The sequence below is a fragment of the Bathymodiolus heckerae thiotrophic gill symbiont genome, assembly GCF_900128515.1.
Taxonomy (GTDB): domain Bacteria; phylum Pseudomonadota; class Gammaproteobacteria; order PS1; family Pseudothioglobaceae; genus Thioglobus_A.
The window spans coordinates 1-21,177 of sequence record NZ_FQTP01000026.1; the positions used below are offsets into that span (position 1 = coordinate 1).

Below are 21,177 nucleotides of genomic sequence, written 5' to 3' on the forward strand. Positions count from 1 at the left end.
AATGAATAAAAATATGTTTAATTTACACTTGAAAGAATGTGAATTTAGATTCAATAATCGCAAGCAAAATCTTTATAAGATTTTGCTTGAAATGTTCAGAAAAGAGTCGCTTAAGTTGTCATGACCCATATTTTTAACAAAAAGCAACAATACTTAGGGCTAAAAAATTAGTGGAAAGATAGGGTATTTTTTTTGTATGTAGTGAAAATGTAGTGAAACTTTTAATATTTCTTCTAATTATTGTTGCTACATAAGGGGTAATTTGGTGGAGGGACAGGGATTTGAACCCTGGAAGGAGATTAATCCTTGCTGGTTTTCAAGACCAGTGCATTCAGCCGCTCTGCCATCCCTCCGAAGTGGTGTATGATACAGCTAGTTCATGCAATAGTAAACACGATTTTTATAAAATTTAGCTAAGAAAGTTAAATAATTTTAAGTATAATTCATTTCTTTTAGATTTTCGAAAGGTAGAGTCATGGCAAAGGTATGTCAAGTAACTGGTAAGCGACCAATTAGTGGTAACAATGTATCACACGCAAACAATAGAACGCGCCGTCGTTTTTATCCAAATCTTCACACACACCGTTTTTGGGTGGAAAGTGAGAATCGTTTTGTAAAACTTAAGCTAACAGCTAAAGGTTTACGTATCGTTGATAAGAAAGGTATTGACGTTGTACTTAAAGAAATCCGCGCACGTGGCGAAAAGGTTTAGGAGTAAATTATGAGAGAAAAAATTAAATTAGTATCATCAGCTAAAACTGGTCATTTCTACACAACAACTAAAAACAAACGTCTTCATCCTGAGAAAGTTGAAGTTAAAAAGTTTGATCCAGTTGTAAGACAACACGTTATCTATAAGGAAGCTAAGATTAAGTGAATTTTAAATATCAGAAAATTAAGCAAGATGACTTAATTTTACAAGATTGGAAACGATATTTAGAGCCAACAGAAAAAGCAATATTTGAAAGTGAATTAAGTGATTTTGAATGGCATGCAGTATTACAAAACAATAAGGTAATTTCTGTTTTTCAAATTATCAATGTTTTGGATAAATACGCCAAAAATTTAAAAATTCATTTTCACCCATTTTTTGAGCAAAATGATAATAATGTCATTGAAATTATCATTTTTATATATGAGTCAATGCTGAAAATTTGCGATGAAGAAAACGTTAAGAAATTAAAACTATTTATTGATAATGAACTGATGCATGACATATTTATGATAATTGCAACACATCAAGCAGAAAATGATATAATAAATTTCAAAAATTATGGAAAATGGATAGAAATCCAAATGAAATAGGGAAGAAATATATGAAAACCACTAATAAAAAATTAACAAATGAATTAGTTGCAATGCTTAAAAGCGACTGGAATGGTAAAAAAGGCTATTTAACTGATAATGAAATGTTTAAATATTGTCAATTTTACACAGGTAATTTTTGGGAAAATTTAAAAAAATCTAAGCAAAAATCTGCTTAGATTTGAATCATTGAAATATATAAAAAGCCGCTAATTAGCGGCTTTTTATTGTCTATGTATTTAGATCTATTCTTTAAGAATAGTGTCCAATGCAATATGACCAACAGCTTCTTGATATTCAGAGATCTGATCAAAATTCAAATACTGATAAATATCTTTTGATGCTGGCTCCATGTCACGCATAGCCGTAAGGTATTCTTCAGTCGTAGGAATGTGCCCTAGCTTTGCTGAGATCGCTGCAACTTCTGCAGAAGATAGATAAACATCAGCATTGTCACCTAGGCGATTTGGAAAGTTCCTGGTTGAGGTTGAGACCACAGTGGTATTGTCATTAACACGAGCTTGATTGCCCATACATAATGAGCAGCCTGGAATTTCCGTATGCTGAGTAATCGCTTCAAATGTTTTGTACACACCTTCTTTTTTAAGTTGCGCTTCATCCATGCGCGTTGGCGGCGCAATCCAAAGCTCTGTTGCTAATTCTGATTGACCTTTAAGTAGTTGTGCAGCTGCTCTAAAGTGCCCAATATTGGTCATACAAGAGCCAATAAACACTTCGTCAATTTTGGTGTTGGCCACATCTGACAATGTTTTAACGTCATCAGGATCATTTGGACAGGCAAGAATTGGTTCTTTAATGTCATCAAGGTTAACTTCGATGATAGCGGCGTATCCACAATTGCTATCTGCCTCTAATAATTCAGGTGAATCTAGCCATTTTTGCATGGCTAAAATACGTCTAGCGATAGTCTTTTTATCCTCATAGCCCATTTCTATCATTGATGATAGCAGGGCAATGTTAGATTGCAAGTATTCTGCAACCGGCTCTTTATTAAGTTTAATCGTGCAACCATTAGCTGAACGCTCTGCTGAAGCGTCAGTTAGCTCGAATGCTTGTTCAATTTTAAGATCGCCCAAACCTTCAATTTCTAAAATTCTACCTGAGAAGATATTTTTCTTGTTTGATTTTTCAACGGTTAGCAATCCTTGCTGAATGGCAACATAAGGAATGGCATTAACCAAATCACGTAAAGTAATGCCTTCTTGCATGGTGCCACTAAAACGCACCAAGACAGATTCAGGCATATCTAATGGTAACACACCGATAGATGCACCAAATGCAACTAAGCCAGAGCCTGCAGGAAAGCTAATGCCAATTGGGAATCGAGTATGTGAATCGCCACCTGTGCCTACAGTATCTGGCAAAAGCATGCGATTAAGCCATGAATGGATAATACCATCTCCAGGTTTTAGTGCTACGCCGCCACGAGATTGCATAAAGTCAGGTAGTGAATGCTGAAGCTCCAAATCAATCGGTTTTGGATAAGCTGCTGTGTGACAAAAACTTTGCATAACTAAGTCTGCCGAAAAACCCAGGCAAGCTAATTCTTTAAGCTCATCACGAGTCATGGCACCTGTTGTATCTTGAGAGCCTACCGTTGACATGCGTGGCTCACAATATGTGCCAGGGCGAATGCCTTTAACGCCACAAGCCTTGCCAACAATTTTTTGCGCCAATGTATAGCCTGCATCACTATTGCTAGCATCTTGTGGGCGTAAGAAAAGATCGCTTACAGGCAGGTCTAAATTTTGACGAGTTTTATCTGTTAATCCGCGTCCAATAATCAGTGGAATTCTGCCACCCGCACGCACTTCATCAGGCATTGTGGTTGGCGATAGTTTAAAAGTTGAAATAGTATCACCATTGCTATTGGTGATTTTTCCTTCATAAGGGTGAATAGTGATTTCATCACCCATATTGAGTTTTGATACGTCACACTCAATCGGTAGTGCGCCAGAATCTTCGGCAGTATTAAAAAAGATTGGCGCAATGTTGCCGCCCAGTACTACGCCGCCACTGCGTTTATTAGGTACGTAGTTAATGTCATTGCCCATGTGCCATAGTACAGAATTGATTGCTGATTTACGAGATGAGCCAGTGCCTACAACATCGCCAACAAAGGCAAGTGGAAGTCCTTTTTCTTTAAGCTTGACAATAGTTTCTAATGGGTTATCCATTTTCTTAACCAGCATTGATTGTGCATGAAGTGGAATGTCTGGACGTGACCAAGCTTCTGTAGCAGGGGATAAATCATCGGTATTAATCTCGCCTTCAACACGAAAAACGGTTACTTTAATTTCAGCGGACAATGCTTTTTTAGAGGTAAACCAATCTGCATTTGCCCAGGCATCGACCACTTGTTTGGCAAATGTATTAGTAGCTGATTTTTCTACAATAGATTGATACGCTTCATAAATAAGTAGTGTTTTTGATAAGGCATCGGTTGCAGTTTGCGCTGTTTCATCTAGATCTAACAAATCAATTAATGGCTCGATGTTATAGCCACCTAGCATTGTGCCTAGTAGAAAAGTTGCCTGTTGTTGGTTGATGGCCTTGCAAGCTTGCTCGCCTTTAGCGATGCTGGCTAGAAAGCTGGCCTTAACATAAGCCGCTTCATCCACGCCTGGCGGAATGCGGTGTGTTAATAAATCAAGATAAAAATCATCATCATCTGTACTTATCAGGCATTCCACTACTGATTTGGCTTGTTCAGCATTAAGTGCTAATGGGGGTAGGTTGTTTAGCTTGCGCTCTTCAATATGTTTTAGATAGTCCGATTTCACGATGAGTATTTTTATAAGAATGAATAAAGCGTATAATTTTATCATTTTTACAGCCTTTAATAAATATTATGGAACTCAATGCTTTAACTGCAATTTCTCCGGTTGACGGACGTTATTTTGATAAGACTAAAGACCTGAGTAATATTTTTAGTGAATTTGGCCTAATTAAATATCGAGTTTTGGTTGAGGTTGAATGGCTACAGGCTATGGCTGATAATCAAGGTATTGAAGAAGTGCCTGCGTTTAGTTCAGAAGCGAGCGAGTTTTTAGCTAATATTGCTTCTAATTTTTCATTAGAAGATGCGCAAGCGGTTAAAGATATTGAAAAAACCACCAACCATGATGTGAAAGCGGTTGAGTACTTCTTAAAAGATAAAATTAAAAATAATATCGAGCTTAATGCGGTTAGTGAATTTTTTCACTTTGCTTGTACTTCTGAAGATATTAACAATTTGTCACACGCATTGATGCTAGTCGATGGCCGTAAAATCATACTTAAGCAAATGAACAATGTACTAACGCTCATTGCAAAAATGGCTAAAGACAATGCAGCTATTCCGATGTTGTCACGTACACATGGCCAAACAGCCTCGCCGACTACTGTTGGTAAGGAAATGGCAAATTTTGCATTTCGTCTTAAGCGCCAAATTGGACACTTAGAAGGTGTCAAAATTATGGGTAAATTTAATGGCGCTGTGGGTAATTTTAACGCGCACATATCGGCTTATCCAGACTTAGATTGGCAAGCGATTTCTCAGCAGTTTATTGAAGGCTTAGGCATTAACTACGCGATGTACACTGCACAAATTGAAACACACGATTACATGGCTGAGTATTTTCATTCAATGAATCGTTTCAATACCATTTTGATTGATTATTGTCGTGATATTTGGGGCTACGTGTCATTAGGTTATTTCAAGCAAAGAACCATTGAAGGTGAGGTTGGCTCGTCAACCATGCCGCACAAAGTTAACCCAATCGACTTTGAAAATGGTGAAGGAAATTTAGGCATTGCCAATGCGCTTAATACACATTTGGCGGACAAGTTGGCCATTTCTCGTTGGCAGCGTGACTTGTCTGATTCGACCGTTCTTAGAAACTTAGGTGTAAGTTGCGCACATTGTTTAGTGGCCTATGCATCAATTGCCAAGGGTATTAGCAAGCTAGAAACTAATGAGGCGCGCTTACATCAAGATTTAGATTCATCATGGGAAGTACTAGCCGAGCCTATTCAAACAGTAATGCGTCGTTATGGTATTGAAAATCCGTATGAGAAGCTTAAGGCGTTAACTCGTGGCAACACTATTGATGCCCAAGTATTGGCTGAGTTTGTAAAAGATTTGGATATGCCAGATGAGGCAAAACAAGCATTGGCCGAATTAACCCCGATGACTTATACGGGTGATGCGCAAAAACTAGCGCAAGACTTAGAAAAACTGATATAATTTCGCGTCTTATACCTTTTCGGTGTAAGCTATTATAAATAAAGGAGCAAAAAACCCATGGTTAAAATTAGACTAGCCCGAGGTGGAGCCAAGAAAAAACCTTTTTATTCAATCGTAGCAACAGACTCACGCAAGCGTAGAGACAGTGGTTACATTGAGCGTATCGGATATTTTAATCCGGTTGCTCGTGGACAAGAAGTTAGGCTTACTATCGAAGAAGAAAGATTAGAGTACTGGACGTCAAAAGGTGCGCAGTTATCTGATCGTGTTCAACAACTTATTAAAGAATTTAAAGATCCTTCAATTCGTGAGAAGCGTGTTGCGGCTCAAGATGCTAGAGCGGCAGTAGTTGTAGCTAAGGCAGCGGCAGAAGCGGAAAGCGCTACTGAAGCGTCATCAGAGGAAGCTGCTGCTGAGTAAGTAGTGAGTAATAACTCTATCAATAAAAGGCTATTGGTCGGACAGATTAATGGCCTTTTTGGCGTTCAGGGCTGGGTGAAATTATTTTCACACACCAATCCCAGAAAAAATATTCTGACTTATCAGCCTTGGCATATTGAAGTCGATGGCAAATGGACGACGCTTGAAATTGTTAAAGGCCGAGTGCAAGGAAAAACCATTGTTGCTCAACTAAAAGGCGTGGATGATCGTGAGGTTGCCAGGGTCTATATTGGCATAGATATCTATATCGAAAGATCGCAACTAGCAAAACTGCCTAAAGGCGAGTATTACTGGGACGAGCTAACAGGATTAGAGGTTGTTAATACTGCAGGTGTTGAACTTGGAAAAATCTCTTACATGGTTGATACCGGATCAAACAATGTAATGGTTATCAATGGCAAGAAAGAACATTGGGTGCCTTATATTGAGCCATTTTTGATCAACATAGATATGAATACACGCAAGGTGTTAGTTGACTGGGATGAAGATTTTTAGCGCCTAGATAATTAAACAATAAAAAAGCCTGCAACAATGCAGGCTTTTTTATGGGTAAAGATAAAGGCTTAATTAGTGACTAATAAGCTCTTTATCAATACCGATATTTTCAAGGGCGTGCCTTACCTTGATATTAGCGCCAACGATTGTAATTTCTGCAGATTTCTCCTGGCAGATGTTGCAAATTTCTGAGATTGATCTAGAGGTTGTGTAATCAATTACAGGCACGTTAGACAAGTCTAAGATGGCTCTATTGTAATTTGACTTAGTTGAGAAGTCTCTTACGACGCCTTTTGCAGAGCCAAAGCTCATTGGGCCGTTTAATTGGTAAAACAAAGTATTGCCTGCACGAATTAATTCTTGATGGGTTTCATCTAAGTGAGAGGCTTCCTCAATAGTTTGAACCGATATAATGCTGGCAAGTTGCACGTCTGTCATTCTTTGTAAGAAGATTAAGCTGGCCATTACAAGCCCAACGCCAACGGCGGCCATTAGGTTGTAAAACACAGTAATTCCTAGTACCACAATCATGATTAACGCACCAGATTTAGGGGTAGAGACTAAGTTTTTTAAGTACTCCCAGTCAATAATATCAGTACCTACTTTAACCAAGATAGCGCCTAGTACCGCTAGTGGAATCTCTTTTGCATATTGTGCGCCACCCAATACAATGGCAAGCAATAACACGGCATGCAGTGCACCAGAGATAGGTGTCAAGCCACCGGCTTTAACGTTGGTCATAGTGCGCATAGTGGCGCCTGCTCCTGGCAAGCCACCAAATAAGCCTGATAATGTGTTACCAATACCTTGGCCAATTAATTCGCGATCAGATTTGTGATGTGTGCGTGTAATTTCGTCAGAAACTAGCGAAGTTAGTAATGAGTCAATAGAGCCTAGAATGGCCAGCATCATGCCAGCAGCAATCATGTCAACAACAATGCTTGCTTCCCAAGCAGGCGTTTGAAAGCTTGGAAGTCCTGTTGGAATCTCACCAAGAATCATTGCGTTTAATGGCTCTGCAGACGATGAAAATAGCTCTGGGAAGAATAACAAAACTAACGTGCCTGTTACTAAGGCGAATAATGGTGCTGGAATAAACTTGCCAATCTTTTTAGGCAATAAGTACACGGTAGCCAGAGTGATGGCTGCAATTGAAATTGCACCGATATTAACAAAATATTCTTTAACCTCTCCTAATTGGGAGAAGATGCCCGTTGTAGAGCCTTTAATATCATAAAATCCTAAAACTTGAGGAATTTGTAAGATAATAATAATAACGCCAATGCCCGTCATAAAGCCAGAAGTTACTGGATGTGGCATCAAGTTAATAAAGCGTCCTAACTTCAATAGGCCAAAAATAATTTGAAAAATACCACCTAACACAACCGTGGTAAAGGCAATTGCCAGGCCAGCACCAAGCGCTGCATCTTGAGTGTAAATAAGTCCAGTTATCGGATCAATTTCACCTGAGAAATAGGTAACAAATTGAGTTACCACAAGCGCCATTACCACGGTCATAGGGCCTGTTGGTCCAGATACTTGTGCACCGGTGCCACCAAATAGAGCAGCAAAGAAGCCAGTAATAATAGCACCGTATAGGCCAGCAATTGCACCAGCGCCCGAAGCTAAGCCCATTGCAATTGCAAACGGAAGGGCTACAACGCCAGCTGTGATACCACCAGTAATATCACCACGAATATTATTAAAATGTAAATTCTCAATTAATCTCATGAATTAATCCTTTGTATAGTAAGTAAGAAATAAAGACTGCCTAGAAAAGGCAAGTTCAACATTATACAAAATAACCCGTATTAAATGGAGGTATTATTATATAATATAGGGCTAATATTCACTTAGTAACTCTCTCTAGGTGGCACTTCAATAGCATGAAGCTATTTTTTATATAATTGGAACGCACAATGAACAAATTTGCAAGGTTTTTGCCGTTTTTGGCATGGATTGGTGAGATTAAAGACTCAAACATATTAAAAGCAGACCTGGTTGCTGGCTTAACAGTGGCATTAGTATTAGTGCCACAATCAATGGCTTATGCACAACTTGCAGGTTTACCTCCACAGCACGGCTTGTACGCTTCATTTTTACCAGTTATGATTGCAGCTTTAATGGGTTCATCGCGTCAGTTGGGTACGGGTCCAGTAGCAGTTGTATCGTTGTTAACAGCAGCAGCGGTACCCACTATTTTGCCTGAAGGTGCTAGCATGGAAGAGTATGTTATTTATGCATCTCTACTAGCCTTTATGGTGGGTATTTTTCAGTTTTTATTAGGCGCATTAAAGCTTGGCTTTATTATTAACTTCTTATCTCATCCAGTTGTGGTTGGCTTTACTAATGCTGCAGCAATCATTATTGGCACATCACAATTAAATAAAATATTTGGCGTTGTTAAAGGTGATGGTGAACATACTTATGAACAAGTATGGGGTACGATTGTTAATGCCACTACGGGCACCCATTCAATTACACTAATGATTGCAATCATGGCTTTTGTAATCATGATTGCAGTTAAAAAATACGCACCACAATTGCCAGGCGTTTTATTGGCGGTAGCTGTTACAACTATTATCGCTTGGTTGATTGATTTTGGTGGTTCAGTTGAGGCAGGCGGCTACGGCGGTGCAATTGTTGGTCTTATTCCAGAAGGTTTGCCACCAATAGTTATTCCTGGCTTTGATTTTTCAGTTATGAATCAAATGATTGTGACTGCAATTACTATTGGTTTGATTGGTTTTATGGAGGCTATTTCTATTGCAAAAGCCATGGCCGCACAAACCAAACAGCGCCTTGATGCTGATCAAGAATTAATGGGCCAAGGACTGGCAAACGTTGTTTCTAGTTTCTTCCAAGGTTATGCGGTATCAGGCTCATTTTCGCGTTCTGCAGTTAACATATCTGCAGGTGCAATTACTGGATTTTCGTCAGTAGTGACAGCGGTAATTGTGGGTATTACCTTATTATTTTTAACGCCACTTTTATACCATTTGCCACAGGCAACATTGGCGGCGGTTATCATTATGGCAGTTATCAACCTGATTAAATTTGCACCAATTATGCATGCTTGGAAGGTTGAAAAGCATGACGCAATTGTTGCTGTTTCTTCGTTTGTATTGACGCTATTGTTCGCACCACATCTAGAAAATGGCATTGTAATTGGCGTTATCTTGTCGTTAGCATTGTTTTTGTATCGTACCATGCAGCCAAGATTTACCGAGTTATCGGCACATAGTGGCTCAACCATACTGGTTAATGCACTAGATAATAAACTTGATCGTTGCGAAGTGGTTTCAATTGTTAAATATTCTGGCTCTTTATATTTTGGTAATGCAGGTTATTTTGAAGACCGTATGCTTAATCTGATTGCCGAGAAGCACCATTGTTTAAAGTACATCATTGTTGACATGGCAGGCATCAATCAAATTGATGCCTCAGGTGAAGAGATGCTTACAGGATTGCTAGACAGATGCTCTTCAAATGGCGTTGAGATTCTATTTGCACGTACTGAAGGTATTGAAAAGGTATTGAGAAAATCAGGTTTTATGGATAAGTTCGGTGAAGATCGTTTTCATGATCGCCGTACCGATGCACTGCGTTATGCTTGGGCTGAGCTTGGCGATGCTGAGGCGGCTTCTAAGAGTCCGTTAAAGCATTTAATCTCCTAAAAGGCAGGGGCGTACTAAAAAAATCATGGCAATTTCTAATGAGTTAAGAAATTTTTTTATTTTCACTATCAGTATCATAGTATTGTCAGTTGGGTATTACATTTATATTAGTTTTAACTATCCACCTATTGCTGAACATGAAACATTTTTATCTGAACTTGGAGAAAGCATAGGCGAGATAGGTTTGTGGTTTATCGCATTTATTTACACTAGAACAGTGCTGAAACTAATACTTGGGAAGGGTACGTTATCAAAACGCATTCTACCTAAGTATTCTCCTTCTATCGATGCAAGCCTGTTTCAAGGGGTGATTCATCTCTTGGATCGAACGCACATATATTTTGGCGCTGGACTGGTTGTCATAATCCTATTGCATGTTGCTCTTATGGGAATTCCCATGCACATTCTTTTTTTTCCGGCAGTCTTGTTGCTTGTTATTTGGCAAGGAGTGTTTGGCTTGTTTATAAGTTGGAGGCGTACATCAAAACAGATAAAGAAGTTTTCTTATTTTGTGCATGCGCAGCTATTTAGCGGAATAATGATAGGCGTATTTTCATACTTAGGGCATGTGTTTATTGATAATTAGTTAGGCGACTTCTTTGTTAAAATTTTACAACAAACCAGATTACTACAAGGGTATCTATTATATTCTATTATAAAAAGCCTTTACAAAATACAAACCCTGCGGTTGTGCGGTTGCACCAGCTTGTTTGCGATCCTTAGAATCAAGCACTTGTTTTACCCAGTTGCTATCGCGCTCGCCCCTGCCAACCTTTATGAGGGTTCCTACAATGTTACGCACCATATGATGTAAAAAAGCATTGGCTTTGATATCCAGCAAGATTTCATTTCCGTTTTGAGTAAACTTAATAAATTCAATGGTTTTGATAGGTGATTTTGCCTGACACAAGCTTGCCCGAAAAGCAGAAAAATCATGTTCACCGAGTAAATACTGGGCGGCCTTATTCATGTTATCGATATTCAAAGGCCTAGGTTCCCAAAGAGAGTGCTGGCCAATAATCGATGAGCGAACTTTGGTGTTGTGAATTTTGTAATGATAGCGCCTAGCAAAAGCATTAAAGCGTGCATGAAAATCATCATCCACTGTCTTTGCCCAAGTAAAATTAACATCATAGGGTAAGTTGACATTTCCACCAAATAACCAAGCTTTGTCTTCACGAATAGCACTAGTTTCAAAATGAATAACTTGCTCGATTGCATGAACACCTGCATCTGTTCTGCCAGAGCAAAATACTCGAACAGGATGATCAGCGATACTAGAAAGCGCACGTTCGACTACTTGTTGCACGGTTCGAATACCAGATTTTTGTAATTGCCATCCATGGAAATCAGTGCCCATGTATTCAACGCCTAATGCTATTTTCATAATTAAGGGTACCTCTATAAACCCTGATAAAATTTTTCAAGTGCTTTTTAGGTTTGTTAGCAAGGCATAATTTTCTTAGTAATAGTTATTTATATTGCTGGAAAATTTAACACCGCTAACAAGCCTAAAACTCTTGCCAGAATGGACTTAGACAAATTCCCATATGCTTTATAAAATTATTTGACATATGAATAACTACGGCTACATAATTTTATTTTACCTATGAGAATTTGTCGTTGTCAAAAATTACTAGGGTTTATAAAGGCGCCCTTGAACATGTGTGTAAAATTGATTTAACTATTTTAACCACTTAAAGAGTAGTCCGTGAAAAATGAAGCAACTGGATTAAAGAGAATTTTTACTGCTTATGAATTTTCAATGAAAGGCTTAAAAACTTGTTATCAGTCTGAAGCAGCTTTTAGACAAGAGGTGTGGCTAGCGATTATTTTTCTGCCACTTACGTTGATTTTTGGCAAGACGGGTGTTGAGCAGGCTATCTTAATAGCCAGTGTATTTTTAGTGCTAATTGTGGAGGTTTTAAATTCAGCTATTGAATCTGTAGTGGATAGAATTGGCGATGAATATCATGTACTTTCAGGTGCGGCCAAAGATATGGGTTCAGCAGCTGTTTGGCTTTCTCTGACGTTATTAATTATTACATGGCTGATTATTCTAATCTAGAGGGTCAAATTAGCTCACCAGTCGAGTGCTTTGTTTTTGATTCGATCCCCAGTACGAATGAGTATTTGTCTTCCTTAGAGTTTTCTGAATCAACACAAGTATGTATTGCCAGGGAGCAAACACAAGGAAAAGGTCAGTATGATCGAGTTTGGTTAAGTCAAAAAGATACTAACGTCTTGTTTTCAATTAGACATGTTTTTGATGCTAGCGTATCTTTGAACGGATTAAGTTTGGTGATAGGGTTGGCAGTTGTTAGCACTTTGGAAGAATTTGGCTTGACAAATGTTAAGCTCAAATGGCCAAACGATGTTTTTTTTGAGGGAAAAAAAATGGCAGGCATCCTTATTGAAAATTCGGTTCAAGGCAATGATCAGTCCGTGGTTATCGGGCTTGGATTGAATTATCAGCTTGGGAAAAATTTTGAATGTGGCACGCCTTGGGTTGATTTAGCAAGTGTGTTACAACAATTACCCAATATTGAAAATCTAAGTGCTTCACTCATCAACACCATGTTGAAATATTGCCAGTTATTTTCTGCCCAAGGGTTGTCTTATTTTTTAAAGTCTTGGCAGACTGCAGATTATTTGCTTGATAAGCAAGTCGAGATAGACATAAACAATCAAACATTATGTGGCGTTATTATTGGCGTTAGTCCACAAGGCGCCCTGATGATAAAGACTGGTAGTGAGGTTGTTGAGGCCTATAGCTCCAACCAAATTCGACTTATTTAGGGTAAGATATCTACTAGACATTTAAACTAATTATCATGACTTCAAACACACTTACTGTTAAAAATATTGTTAAAAAATATGCTCGACGTGAGGTGGTGTCAGACGTATCTTTTGAGGTTAAACTGGGTGAGATTGTTGGGCTTTTAGGGCCAAATGGCGCAGGAAAAACCACTTGTTTTTATATCGCTTGTGGGCTGGTTAGAGCTGATAAAGGTCAAGTTTTTATTGACGGCATCAAAGTGAGTAAAATGCCAATGCATAAGCGCTCTAAACTTGGGCTAGGGTATTTGCCACAAGAGCCTTCAATTTTCAGAAAGTTGTCTGTCGAAGATAACATCATGGCTGTGCTTGAACTAAACTCAGCATTAGACAAACCCCAAAGAAATCACCGATTAGAAGAATTGTTGGCTGAGTTTCATATTGAGCATATTCGCCATATTGATGGGTTAAGTTTGTCAGGTGGTGAAAGGCGTCGAGTAGAAATTGCTAGAGCGTTAGCCATGGATCCTAAATTTATTTTATTAGATGAACCTTTTGCTGGCGTTGACCCTATTTCTGTGGGCGACATTCAGCAAATCATTTTCCATTTAAAAGCTAAGGGTATTGGCGTGTTAATTACTGATCATAACTATCGTGAAATGCTAGATACTTGTGACCACTCTTACGTATTGCATGCTGGCAGCATTATTGCCAAAGGCGATAAGCAGACTATTTTGAACAATACTGAAGTCAAGAAGGTTTATTTGGGTGAATCAAATGTCGAGTACTAAGCCTTTTGTTACGCTTGGTATTGAGAGCTCTTGCGATGAAACTGGTATTGGTTTGTATCACAGTGAAAAAGGATTAATTGGTCATCAGTTATTTTCTCAAGTGGATATCCACGCTGAATATGGTGGTGTAGTGCCCGAGCTTGCCTCTCGAGATCATATTCAAAGAGCATTGCCTTTGATTAGGTCCGTACTTAAAGGTGCAAATTTGAGCTTGTCTGATATTAGTGGTATTGCTTACACGGCTGGCCCGGGTTTAGCTGGGGCGCTTCTTGTGGGTAGTGCTGTAGCAAAATCACTAGCTTGGAGTTTAAAAATTCCATCGTTGGGCGTGCATCATATGGAGGGGCATTTATTGGCGCCTTTGTTAGAAGATGAACAACCAAGCTTTCCATTTGTAGCGCTGCTGGTATCAGGAGGGCACACCATGCTGATTGATGTGAAAGCCATTGGTAAATATGAAATTTTAGGTGAATCTTTGGACGATGCTGTGGGCGAAGCGTTTGATAAAACAGCCAAAATTTTAGGTCTTGGATATCCAGGTGGGCCAGCATTGGCAAAGCTTGCATTAGAAGGTGGGCAAGATGCGTTTAAATTTCCACGACCAATGATTGATCGTCCAGGGTTGGATTTTAGCTTTAGTGGATTAAAAACCTTTGCACGTAATACCTTTGCTAAGTATCCTGATCAGAAGGCTGACATTGCTAAAGCTTTTGAAGTGGCAGCAACTTCAACACTAATGATTAAATGTAGGCGTGCTTTAGAGCAAACCCAGCGAGATACGCTGGTTGTAGCTGGCGGTGTTAGCGCTAATTTATCTTTAAGAGAAGAGTTGGATGCAATGGGCTTAAAACTGAAGGTTAAAGTATTCTATCCTCGGCAAGAATTCTGTACAGATAATGGCGCCATGATTGCCTTAGCTGGCCATTTACGCCTAAGCAAAGGTCAGGTGACATCTGGTGGTGAAATCACCATTCAGCCAAGATGGAACTTAGAAGATTTGGAGGCTGTGTGAGTCAACTAGCTAAGGTATTCACACGAGCATCAACTGGGCTTGATGCGCCCATTGTTACCATTGAAGTGCATATTTCAGGTGGACTACCAGGATTCTCAATTGTAGGATTGCCTGAAGGTGCAGTTAAAGAAAGTAAAGATCGAGTGCGTTCTGCACTAATGAATTCAAATTTTAAAATGCCCAAAGGGCGTATTACGGTAAGCTTAGCACCTGCTAATTTGCCAAAACGTGGTGGGCGCTATGATTTGCCTATTGCATTAGGTGTATTAATTGCCTCAGGGCAAATAAAACCAAGTATCGATATATTGCAATTTGAATGTTACGGCGAACTTGGGTTAGATGGATTATTGCACGCAACAGAAGGATTATTGCCAGCGGTGATTGAGGCAAATAAGGTTAGGCATAGTGTTATTGTTCCTTATGATGATTATCAACAGTGTGCATTGGTTGAGCATGTTGAAATAATACCGGCCAAGCATTTATTGCAAGTTTGTGAGTTTTTAACTGGATTGGAGGCGCCCAAAGCTCCTGCTATTCAAGAAAAAATAGCGCCTAAATACGAGTATGATTTTTCTCAGGTCAAGGGGCAGTATCATGCCAAGCGCGCATTAGAAATCGCAGCAAGTGGCGGGCATAATTTACTACTTCGCGGCGTTCCCGGTTCAGGAAAAACTATGCTAGCAGAAAGATTGTATTCAATTATGCCGCCATTAAGCGCAGAGAAAGCCTTGCAACATGCTGCAATTTGCTCGGTAGCCAACAAAGAAATTGATTTATCGCAAATGTATACGCGACCTTTTCGCTCTCCTCATCATTCTTCGTCAGCAGTGGCTTTGGTGGGCGGTGGCTCAAATCCCAAGCCGGGTGAAATTTCTTTAGCGCATGAAGGTGTGTTGTTTTTAGATGAATTGCCAGAGTTTCCACGACATGTTTTAGAAGCCTTAAGACAACCTTTGGAAAGTGGTGAAGTTCATGTTTCACGTGCTCAGCAACAAGTAATATTTCCAGCTAATTTTCAGTTGATTGCAGCGATGAATCCTTGCCCATGTGGCTATTATGGTGATGGTACGGCTAAATGCCACTGTACAGCAGACCAAATAGAAAAATACAAAAACAAAATATCAGGACCACTCCTGGATAGGATTGATATGGTGTTAACCGTACCACCACTACCTAAAAAAGACCTGCTCAGCCAAGAAAATGCCAATGCAGAATCAAGTGAAGTCATACGAAAAAGAGTATTAAAAGCCTATGAAAAACAAATAAATCGCCAAGGCAAAACCAATGACAAACTCAGCCCTGATGAAATTAATAAACTCATCAAATTAGATAAAACCAACAAACAACTCCTATCCAGCGTGATTGACAAACTTCATCTCTCCGCCAGAGGCTATCACCGCATTCTAAAAGTCGCCCGCACCATTGCAGACTTGGACGGAAGCGAAAGTGTTGATAAGCCTCATTTGATTGAGGCGGCTGGATATCGGCGGTTTGATGATTAACTTGCTAAAAGCGGTTTAGTGCCTGTAAGTCACTTGTAAGAGAAGTTTGGCGTTTCGGTGTTTTTGTAAAAAAATCAACAGATTGTTTGACCTTAGCATTAGGTAGTATTGCTAATATTTTTCCCTTTAATAGTTTATCGTCTCTGGTATCCCACATATCTAAAAATTGCTCTTTACTATAAGTACGATTGCCGAGTGATGGGTCGGACAGCCAAACGGTGCTGTTGCTAATGCCGCGTAGTACTGAAAAATGATCATCTTTTCGATATTTTAAATACACAATTGTTGGAATTTTAAGCTTGGATAGTTGTTCGAATGACAAGGCATAACCTACGGCGCGAAAACCAAATTGTGGCAAAGCTTTCGCCATGTCATCAAATGAAGCACTGCCATCACCCTTGTCCATGGCTTTTAATAGCTCTATTTCAGTGAATGACTGATTGTAAAACTCATTTAAGAGTGTTGCCATTGATGCAGCGCCACAAGAATAATCTTTATCTTGTTTGACGATTTTTTCATCTCTTAAATCTTTCCAAGTCTTGGTACCGACTTCGATATTTAAATTTGCTATTGGCACGATAACACCTGCATTCACGGTAAATGTCAAACAAAATAGCAATATCAATCTAATCATACTGGCGGCAGAGTTGGTTCTGGGATTAAACCAAGAGTGATAAAAATAATGCTAATTGTCATTATTAAAATAATTAACACAATAACTCCGAGCAACACTGCTAACAAACTAAAACCTAAACCAACTCCATTTGCTTTGGCAAAAGCGAAGAAAAATATTAACATAGAATATGAAAACATTGCCAATTGTAAATAATTAAAAAACTCGTAAAATTGAGCTAAAAACGCTAATGGTATTAGCATTAAATCTATGATACTAGCCAAAATACTTAAGGCAAACAGAGCTTGAAACGAGGTGTTTTTATGCTTGAGTTTTAATAGTTTGCTTAAAAACCAAGTGATTATCAGCATCACTGGCACCACCATCAGCATCATTAAAAAATTTGCAATAAAGCTTATTTCAATAGGACGTGGAAGTAAAAACCCGTAAAGTACACTCATAAAAATAGCAATATTAATACTGGTTTTTAACGAATATTTTTGATAATACTCAATTGGCTCAGGTTTGAGTATTAGTAAGTTTAAAATATCCTTTATCATTCTAAGTCCTTTTATAAATTAACGAATAAACCGCACTAGCAAAATTAGTAAAATAATAATTACAAAAAATAAATTCAGGCATGCTTGCCCAAAAATATGTTCTGCCTCCAGCATCGTCTTGTGGAAAATTGTTTGATTTTTTAGTAAAAAATATCTTTTTCACTAAAAAGTTTGTTGATTTTAAAATTTTCTTGACAGCTGTTAGGAGTATTCTTAGGAATTTTAAAATCATTTTCTTGATTGCTTAATTTTCTCTCTGTTTTTTTTGTATCTAATACCCTTATAAATAAGATAAACGATTAATTCAAGCCCACCAAGAAAAATTATTATAGAATCAATGTTCATAATTTAGTATAGAGAAAGAAATGATGAGCCTTTAAGCAAAAAAGGGGACGCTACCCTTTTTTTAGGTCTTCCAATATCTCTAAAACTCAAATCTCTGCCAATTATAGCACTAAGTTTTTTAATAAAATCATCATTGCCACAAGGCAAACCTTTCCTGGTATTTGTTTTGATTATAGTTTTCAAATTCTTTTGTTTAGCCATTGATTGTAAATAATCCAAATATCCATTCTTTTGAACGCCAATATCATAATCATATACAAGTGCATTTAACTCAATACCAGTATGATGCCTACTACTTGAATATTTATAATCAGTGACTACCTCTACTATACCTGCTTCAACTGGATTATTTTCAACATAAGCAAAACAAAAGAAAGTATATCTCTCATCTAGTGGTGATGAAAAAAATCTACCTTGCCATAAAATTCCAGTGGTTTTTTGTTGTTTGTTGATATATTGGCTATACCTCATATGCAATGGTTTTAAGACTTTTTGCAAACCATCTTCTGTTGTGGGTAGCAAGATTAAATGAATATGATTACTCATTAGACAATAAGCCAAAATATGCACTTTGTGTTTTATGGTGTATTCTTGCAATAATTCTAAATAATAATCTTTATTTTCATCGCAGAAAAATACATCACTACGGCGGTTACCTCTTTGAGTTATGTGGTGTGGAATATTTGCAAATACGCTTCTGGCTTGTCTTGGCATAAATGTATTTTAACATAACTCTAATTAAAAGGGTAGCGTCCCCTTTATCCCCTTTATCCCTCATTGAAAGCCTGTGGTCAGGGTAATCGTATCATTTACCGCAAATCCGACAGAGGGCGAGATAAAGAAAAAATTACCAGGTTTGTAATCAGTGCTATTGTCTTTTCGTATTTGATTAAAACGATAGCCACTTGTGAGTGACAGTACAATTGGATCAATCGCTCGATAGGTGGTTATGCCAATTTGATGTGATTTAAATTTAGCATTTTCGGTCGTATGCTTTTCATATAAAGCAGTTTCAATTGAGCCGAGTAATGCGGGTGTGCTTGTATCTTTTGAAAATTGATAATTAACCCCAGCCCAAACGTCTGCCAATTTTGAATCACTTGTGCTTGATGTGCCAGATAAATCAGTAATACGACTACTACTATTTAAGTAATTTGCCCTTAAATACGATTCAAGATTATCATTTAAGCCGTAACGAGCACCAATACTAGCAATTAAAACATCACTATTAATTTGCGTTTGCCCCACTTTGCTAGGCACACTAACAAAGGATGTAGGGCCTATTTGAATTAAAATGCCATCACTTGCTTGTACACCTTGAAGCTCTAAATTATTATAAGACAGTGACAAATCCAGCTTGAATTTTTCTTTATCGGTAATTACATTTTCAATGGTAAGCGGCAGTTCTGCTAAAGAATTTTGAAAGGCAATGCAAAGAAAAACGAAAAAAACTTTAAACACAAACAACTCCTAAATAAAATTAGAAGTTAATACCCCCCCCTGCACGCCTTTGTCAAGAACAAATTTATGTTTTTAGTTGTTTAAAGGGCAATACCTCAAAAACTTAATGATTTTTTCTTGATATTTTTTAGCAATATGTTTGGTTTTGTCACTTTCCCAATTATTAATCGTTCTGACATTAACATCAAGTTGTGAGGCAACGAACCGTTGTGACGTGTTGCTTCTTTTAAATGTGATTGCCTATGGTATCAAGGTTTTTGGGCATACCTGCAATAGGCTTTGGAACAACAAATACGAGGGAGGGCAACAAGGCACAGAAACCCTGTCTTTTGACAGAAATTAATGGTTGTGTTTTTGAATGTCTATGCTATTACCATATGACGAACTTATCGCTTGAGGTTTAAAAACTTTTTAATTTCATTATTTGCTATTTTTTTTTGTTCTTGAAAGGCTTTTATGGCATAACTTTCTTCTTCTAATAAATCTTCATAAAGAGGATTTTCTGCCCATTCTTTAGAAATAATGAAATTATCATCCATGTGTCTAGATTTAGTATAAAAGCACCAATTACTTGGCATTGTTGATTCTACCACTTCGAAAAGACCAGAATGCCAAGGTGTTGGATAGCCATCAGTATCATCTTCTTCAATAAAGTACCATGGCACGCCTTCACGAAAACTAATGCCGAAAACGAAAAAATATTGACCTATTTCCATATATATTTCTTGAGCATTGACATTATTGTCGTAGCTTTTTAACAGTTCTGGTGATAAATCCTCTCTTTTATTTCTTATACATTTAACAATCATTTGGGTATTGCTTTAATGTTATGTTTCCAAACAACCTTTAAATTTTTTTTATGCATAATTGGAACAGGGTCAACTGTTTTAGGAATTGATGAATTTTCCTGTAAGAATTCAACCATGCAGTAATTATCATCGAAATCCTCTACAACTGTCCCCTTATCACCTATATAAAGATTCTCTTTTGGAATATCTATTAATGACTCTACTACATCGTATTGATTAATCATTTTGCTGAATATCCCGTCACTAACCTCATAACACCATCTTTATTTTTAATCCAAATAAATTTAGCATCAACTATTCTTCCATTACTCCCATTAATTTTTATAATTTGCTCATATTTAGTCCCATATTGAGTGGTAGATTTTTGTGTAGCAGTTTTTGGATTAAATTTAATTTGTTTTGCAAGTTTATCAATATTAGACCTATCAAACCCTAACGCTTTTTTGAAAAAATCAGCCTTTCCTTTGTTGGCTTTATGTGTTTTATCAAGTAAATAAGTATCTAATTTTTTATAAACACTAACATTAGTTTTTTTCAACTGTGTAAACTTACCAACAACTTTCTTCAGTCCATCAACCCCAAAGCGTTTAATAATCTCTTTGCCACCTTGTAGGATTAAATTAACACCTTGCCCAACAGGCATTAATGATAAATAGGCAACTAATGCCTCAGCACCTGCTTTATCAGCAGCATCAATTTCTTTTAAAACTTCATCATAAGTTGATTGAGGTAATCTGCCATCAACAACTAATTGATACATATCTGCTTCTATGAATTTTCTTCTTAATTCGCTATTAAGATTGTTTTCAACTGCATTAGTTCCAGCATCAAAAGCTGAATTAATATCTTTTCCTGCCAACTCCGCACTAGCAACTGCAACTAATTGAGCTACTAATTTTGTCTGTGTTAATAACTGCTCTCTTTGCTTATCAGACATTGAGGCGATATCTTTGTTTTTAGCATACATCTCACCTGCAATTTCAGCGGCAACCGCTCCCACCGCACCCGAACTACAATCCCCACCCTTAGCAGAAGCCAAGCCACAACCAAGCCCTGCATGAGCAAGTTTGTGAGTGAGCTCATTTAAATCAGCAGCACCGATATTTTTAGCTAAGTTCTGACCAACCGTATTAACCGCA

Annotated in this window: 24 protein-coding genes, 1 tRNA gene and 1 pseudogene; 15 read left to right on the forward strand and 11 right to left on the reverse strand. The window is 37.9% G+C overall.

Annotated elements, in window-relative coordinates; translation table 11 throughout:
• Nucleotides 1–124 (forward strand): annotated as a pseudogene (locus BTHERMOSOX_RS04720) (IS1595 family transposase); the annotation flags it as partial.
• 139 nt (nt 125–263) lie between these two features.
• Here the strand turns inward: BTHERMOSOX_RS04720 and BTHERMOSOX_RS04725 are convergent.
• Nucleotides 264–353: transfer RNA gene (locus tag BTHERMOSOX_RS04725), tRNA-Ser, on the reverse strand.
• A 122-nt stretch (nt 354–475) separates the two neighbouring features.
• On the opposite strand from BTHERMOSOX_RS04725, the gene rpmB reads away from it, so the two are divergent.
• The 4 genes from rpmB to BTHERMOSOX_RS04745 are packed head-to-tail and all read left to right on the forward strand — an operon-like array spanning nt 476 to nt 1,484.
• Nucleotides 476–712 (forward strand): 50S ribosomal protein L28, encoded by a 237-nt coding sequence (gene rpmB, locus BTHERMOSOX_RS04730; protein ID WP_138119927.1) that lies wholly within the window; start codon nt 476–478, stop codon nt 710–712.
• Nucleotides 713–721: 9 nt separating this feature from the next.
• Complete coding sequence (gene rpmG, locus BTHERMOSOX_RS04735; RefSeq protein WP_053951271.1) at nt 722–877, forward strand: 50S ribosomal protein L33; 156 nt, start codon at nt 722–724, stop codon at nt 875–877.
• Nucleotides 874–1,305 carry a hypothetical protein gene (locus BTHERMOSOX_RS04740; RefSeq protein WP_138119929.1) on the forward strand — a complete coding sequence of 144 codons (432 nt, stop codon included), beginning with the start codon at nt 874–876 and terminating at the stop codon, nt 1,303–1,305. Before rpmG ends, BTHERMOSOX_RS04740 begins: the two co-directional genes overlap by 4 nt.
• A complete protein-coding gene (locus BTHERMOSOX_RS04745) occupies nt 1,281–1,484 on the forward strand; it encodes a hypothetical protein (RefSeq protein ID WP_138119931.1) in 204 nt (67 codons plus the stop codon). The genes BTHERMOSOX_RS04740 and BTHERMOSOX_RS04745 overlap by 25 nt, the downstream gene beginning before the upstream one ends.
• Nucleotides 1,485–1,550: 66 nt before the next feature.
• Here BTHERMOSOX_RS04745 and acnB read toward each other — a convergent pair whose 3' ends face one another.
• A complete protein-coding gene (gene acnB / locus BTHERMOSOX_RS04750) occupies nt 1,551–4,109 on the reverse strand; it encodes a bifunctional aconitate hydratase 2/2-methylisocitrate dehydratase (protein WP_138119963.1) in 2,559 nt (852 codons plus the stop codon).
• A 68-nt stretch (nt 4,110–4,177) separates the two neighbouring features.
• Between acnB and purB the strand changes: the two genes are divergently transcribed.
• From purB to rimM, 3 genes are read left to right on the forward strand one after another with little or no spacing between them, the layout of a single operon-like run.
• The gene (gene purB, locus BTHERMOSOX_RS04755) at nt 4,178–5,554 is read left to right on the forward strand and encodes an adenylosuccinate lyase (protein ID WP_138119933.1); all 1,377 of its coding nucleotides are present in this window, start codon (nt 4,178–4,180) and stop codon (nt 5,552–5,554) included.
• A gap of 57 nt (nt 5,555–5,611) precedes the next feature.
• Entirely contained in the window at nt 5,612–5,974 is a 363-nt protein-coding gene (gene rpsP / locus BTHERMOSOX_RS11930) for a 30S ribosomal protein S16 (protein WP_138119935.1), read from the forward strand.
• Nucleotides 5,975–5,977: 3 nt separating this feature from the next.
• Entirely contained in the window at nt 5,978–6,490 is a 513-nt protein-coding gene (gene rimM, locus BTHERMOSOX_RS04765) for a ribosome maturation factor RimM (RefSeq protein WP_138119937.1), read from the forward strand.
• 72 nt (nt 6,491–6,562) lie between these two features.
• Here rimM and BTHERMOSOX_RS04770 read toward each other — a convergent pair whose 3' ends face one another.
• The gene (locus tag BTHERMOSOX_RS04770; protein WP_138119939.1) at nt 6,563–8,221 is read right to left on the reverse strand and encodes a SulP family inorganic anion transporter; all 1,659 of its coding nucleotides are present in this window, start codon (nt 8,219–8,221) and stop codon (nt 6,563–6,565) included.
• A 188-nt stretch (nt 8,222–8,409) separates the two neighbouring features.
• Between BTHERMOSOX_RS04770 and BTHERMOSOX_RS04775 the strand changes: the two genes are divergently transcribed.
• Together BTHERMOSOX_RS04775 and BTHERMOSOX_RS04780 are read left to right on the forward strand one after the other, a co-directional pair.
• Nucleotides 8,410–10,167, forward strand: a complete 1,758-nt coding sequence (locus tag BTHERMOSOX_RS04775; protein WP_171004648.1) for a SulP family inorganic anion transporter — start codon at nt 8,410–8,412, stop codon at nt 10,165–10,167.
• Between the two features lie 25 nt (nt 10,168–10,192).
• A complete protein-coding gene (locus BTHERMOSOX_RS04780; protein ID WP_249360604.1) occupies nt 10,193–10,753 on the forward strand; it encodes a hypothetical protein in 561 nt (186 codons plus the stop codon).
• Nucleotides 10,754–10,810: 57 nt separating this feature from the next.
• Here BTHERMOSOX_RS04780 and truA read toward each other — a convergent pair whose 3' ends face one another.
• The gene (gene truA / locus BTHERMOSOX_RS04785; protein ID WP_138119941.1) at nt 10,811–11,554 is read right to left on the reverse strand and encodes a tRNA pseudouridine(38-40) synthase TruA; all 744 of its coding nucleotides are present in this window, start codon (nt 11,552–11,554) and stop codon (nt 10,811–10,813) included.
• 324 nt (nt 11,555–11,878) lie between these two features.
• Between truA and BTHERMOSOX_RS04790 the strand changes: the two genes are divergently transcribed.
• Genes BTHERMOSOX_RS04790 through BTHERMOSOX_RS04810 form a run of 5 tightly spaced genes read left to right on the forward strand, consistent with a single transcriptional unit; the run spans nt 11,879 to nt 16,250 of the window.
• Nucleotides 11,879–12,235 (forward strand): diacylglycerol kinase, encoded by a 357-nt coding sequence (locus tag BTHERMOSOX_RS04790; protein WP_428992038.1) that lies wholly within the window; start codon nt 11,879–11,881, stop codon nt 12,233–12,235.
• Nucleotides 12,214–12,966: a biotin--[acetyl-CoA-carboxylase] ligase gene (locus BTHERMOSOX_RS04795; RefSeq protein WP_138119943.1), complete on the forward strand. Its 753-nt coding sequence runs from the start codon at nt 12,214–12,216 to the stop codon at nt 12,964–12,966. Before BTHERMOSOX_RS04790 ends, BTHERMOSOX_RS04795 begins: the two co-directional genes overlap by 22 nt.
• A 35-nt stretch (nt 12,967–13,001) precedes the next feature.
• Complete coding sequence (gene lptB / locus BTHERMOSOX_RS04800; RefSeq protein WP_138119945.1) at nt 13,002–13,736, forward strand: LPS export ABC transporter ATP-binding protein; 735 nt, start codon at nt 13,002–13,004, stop codon at nt 13,734–13,736.
• Nucleotides 13,723–14,748, forward strand: a complete 1,026-nt coding sequence (gene tsaD, locus BTHERMOSOX_RS04805) for a tRNA (adenosine(37)-N6)-threonylcarbamoyltransferase complex transferase subunit TsaD (protein WP_138119947.1) — start codon at nt 13,723–13,725, stop codon at nt 14,746–14,748. The genes lptB and tsaD overlap by 14 nt, the downstream gene beginning before the upstream one ends.
• Nucleotides 14,745–16,250, forward strand: coding sequence for a YifB family Mg chelatase-like AAA ATPase (locus BTHERMOSOX_RS04810; RefSeq protein WP_249360605.1), 1,506 nt, complete (start codon nt 14,745–14,747; stop codon nt 16,248–16,250). The genes tsaD and BTHERMOSOX_RS04810 overlap by 4 nt, the downstream gene beginning before the upstream one ends.
• 4 nt (nt 16,251–16,254) lie before the next feature.
• On the opposite strand, the gene BTHERMOSOX_RS04815 is transcribed toward BTHERMOSOX_RS04810, so the two are convergent.
• The 7 genes from BTHERMOSOX_RS04815 to BTHERMOSOX_RS04845 form a co-directional block, all read right to left on the reverse strand.
• Nucleotides 16,255–16,884: a C39 family peptidase gene (locus tag BTHERMOSOX_RS04815; protein ID WP_138119951.1), complete on the reverse strand. Its 630-nt coding sequence runs from the start codon at nt 16,882–16,884 to the stop codon at nt 16,255–16,257.
• Nucleotides 16,881–17,423: a hypothetical protein gene (locus tag BTHERMOSOX_RS04820; protein ID WP_138119953.1), complete on the reverse strand. Its 543-nt coding sequence runs from the start codon at nt 17,421–17,423 to the stop codon at nt 16,881–16,883. The genes BTHERMOSOX_RS04815 and BTHERMOSOX_RS04820 overlap by 4 nt, the downstream gene beginning before the upstream one ends.
• Nucleotides 17,424–17,771: 348 nt before the next feature.
• Nucleotides 17,772–18,482, reverse strand: a complete 711-nt coding sequence (locus BTHERMOSOX_RS04825) for a transposase (protein WP_138119955.1) — start codon at nt 18,480–18,482, stop codon at nt 17,772–17,774.
• 60 nt (nt 18,483–18,542) lie between these two features.
• Complete coding sequence (locus BTHERMOSOX_RS04830; protein ID WP_138119957.1) at nt 18,543–19,229, reverse strand: hypothetical protein; 687 nt, start codon at nt 19,227–19,229, stop codon at nt 18,543–18,545.
• A 386-nt stretch (nt 19,230–19,615) separates the two neighbouring features.
• Complete coding sequence (locus BTHERMOSOX_RS04835) at nt 19,616–20,038, reverse strand: hypothetical protein (RefSeq protein WP_138119959.1); 423 nt, start codon at nt 20,036–20,038, stop codon at nt 19,616–19,618.
• Nucleotides 20,035–20,262, reverse strand: coding sequence for a DUF4926 domain-containing protein (locus BTHERMOSOX_RS04840; RefSeq protein ID WP_138119961.1), 228 nt, complete (start codon nt 20,260–20,262; stop codon nt 20,035–20,037). Before BTHERMOSOX_RS04840 ends, BTHERMOSOX_RS04835 begins: the two co-directional genes overlap by 4 nt.
• On the reverse strand, nt 20,259–21,177 hold a 919-nt coding region (locus BTHERMOSOX_RS04845; RefSeq protein WP_346654940.1), incomplete at its 5' end, for a DUF6883 domain-containing protein. The genes BTHERMOSOX_RS04845 and BTHERMOSOX_RS04840, both read right to left, overlap by 4 nt.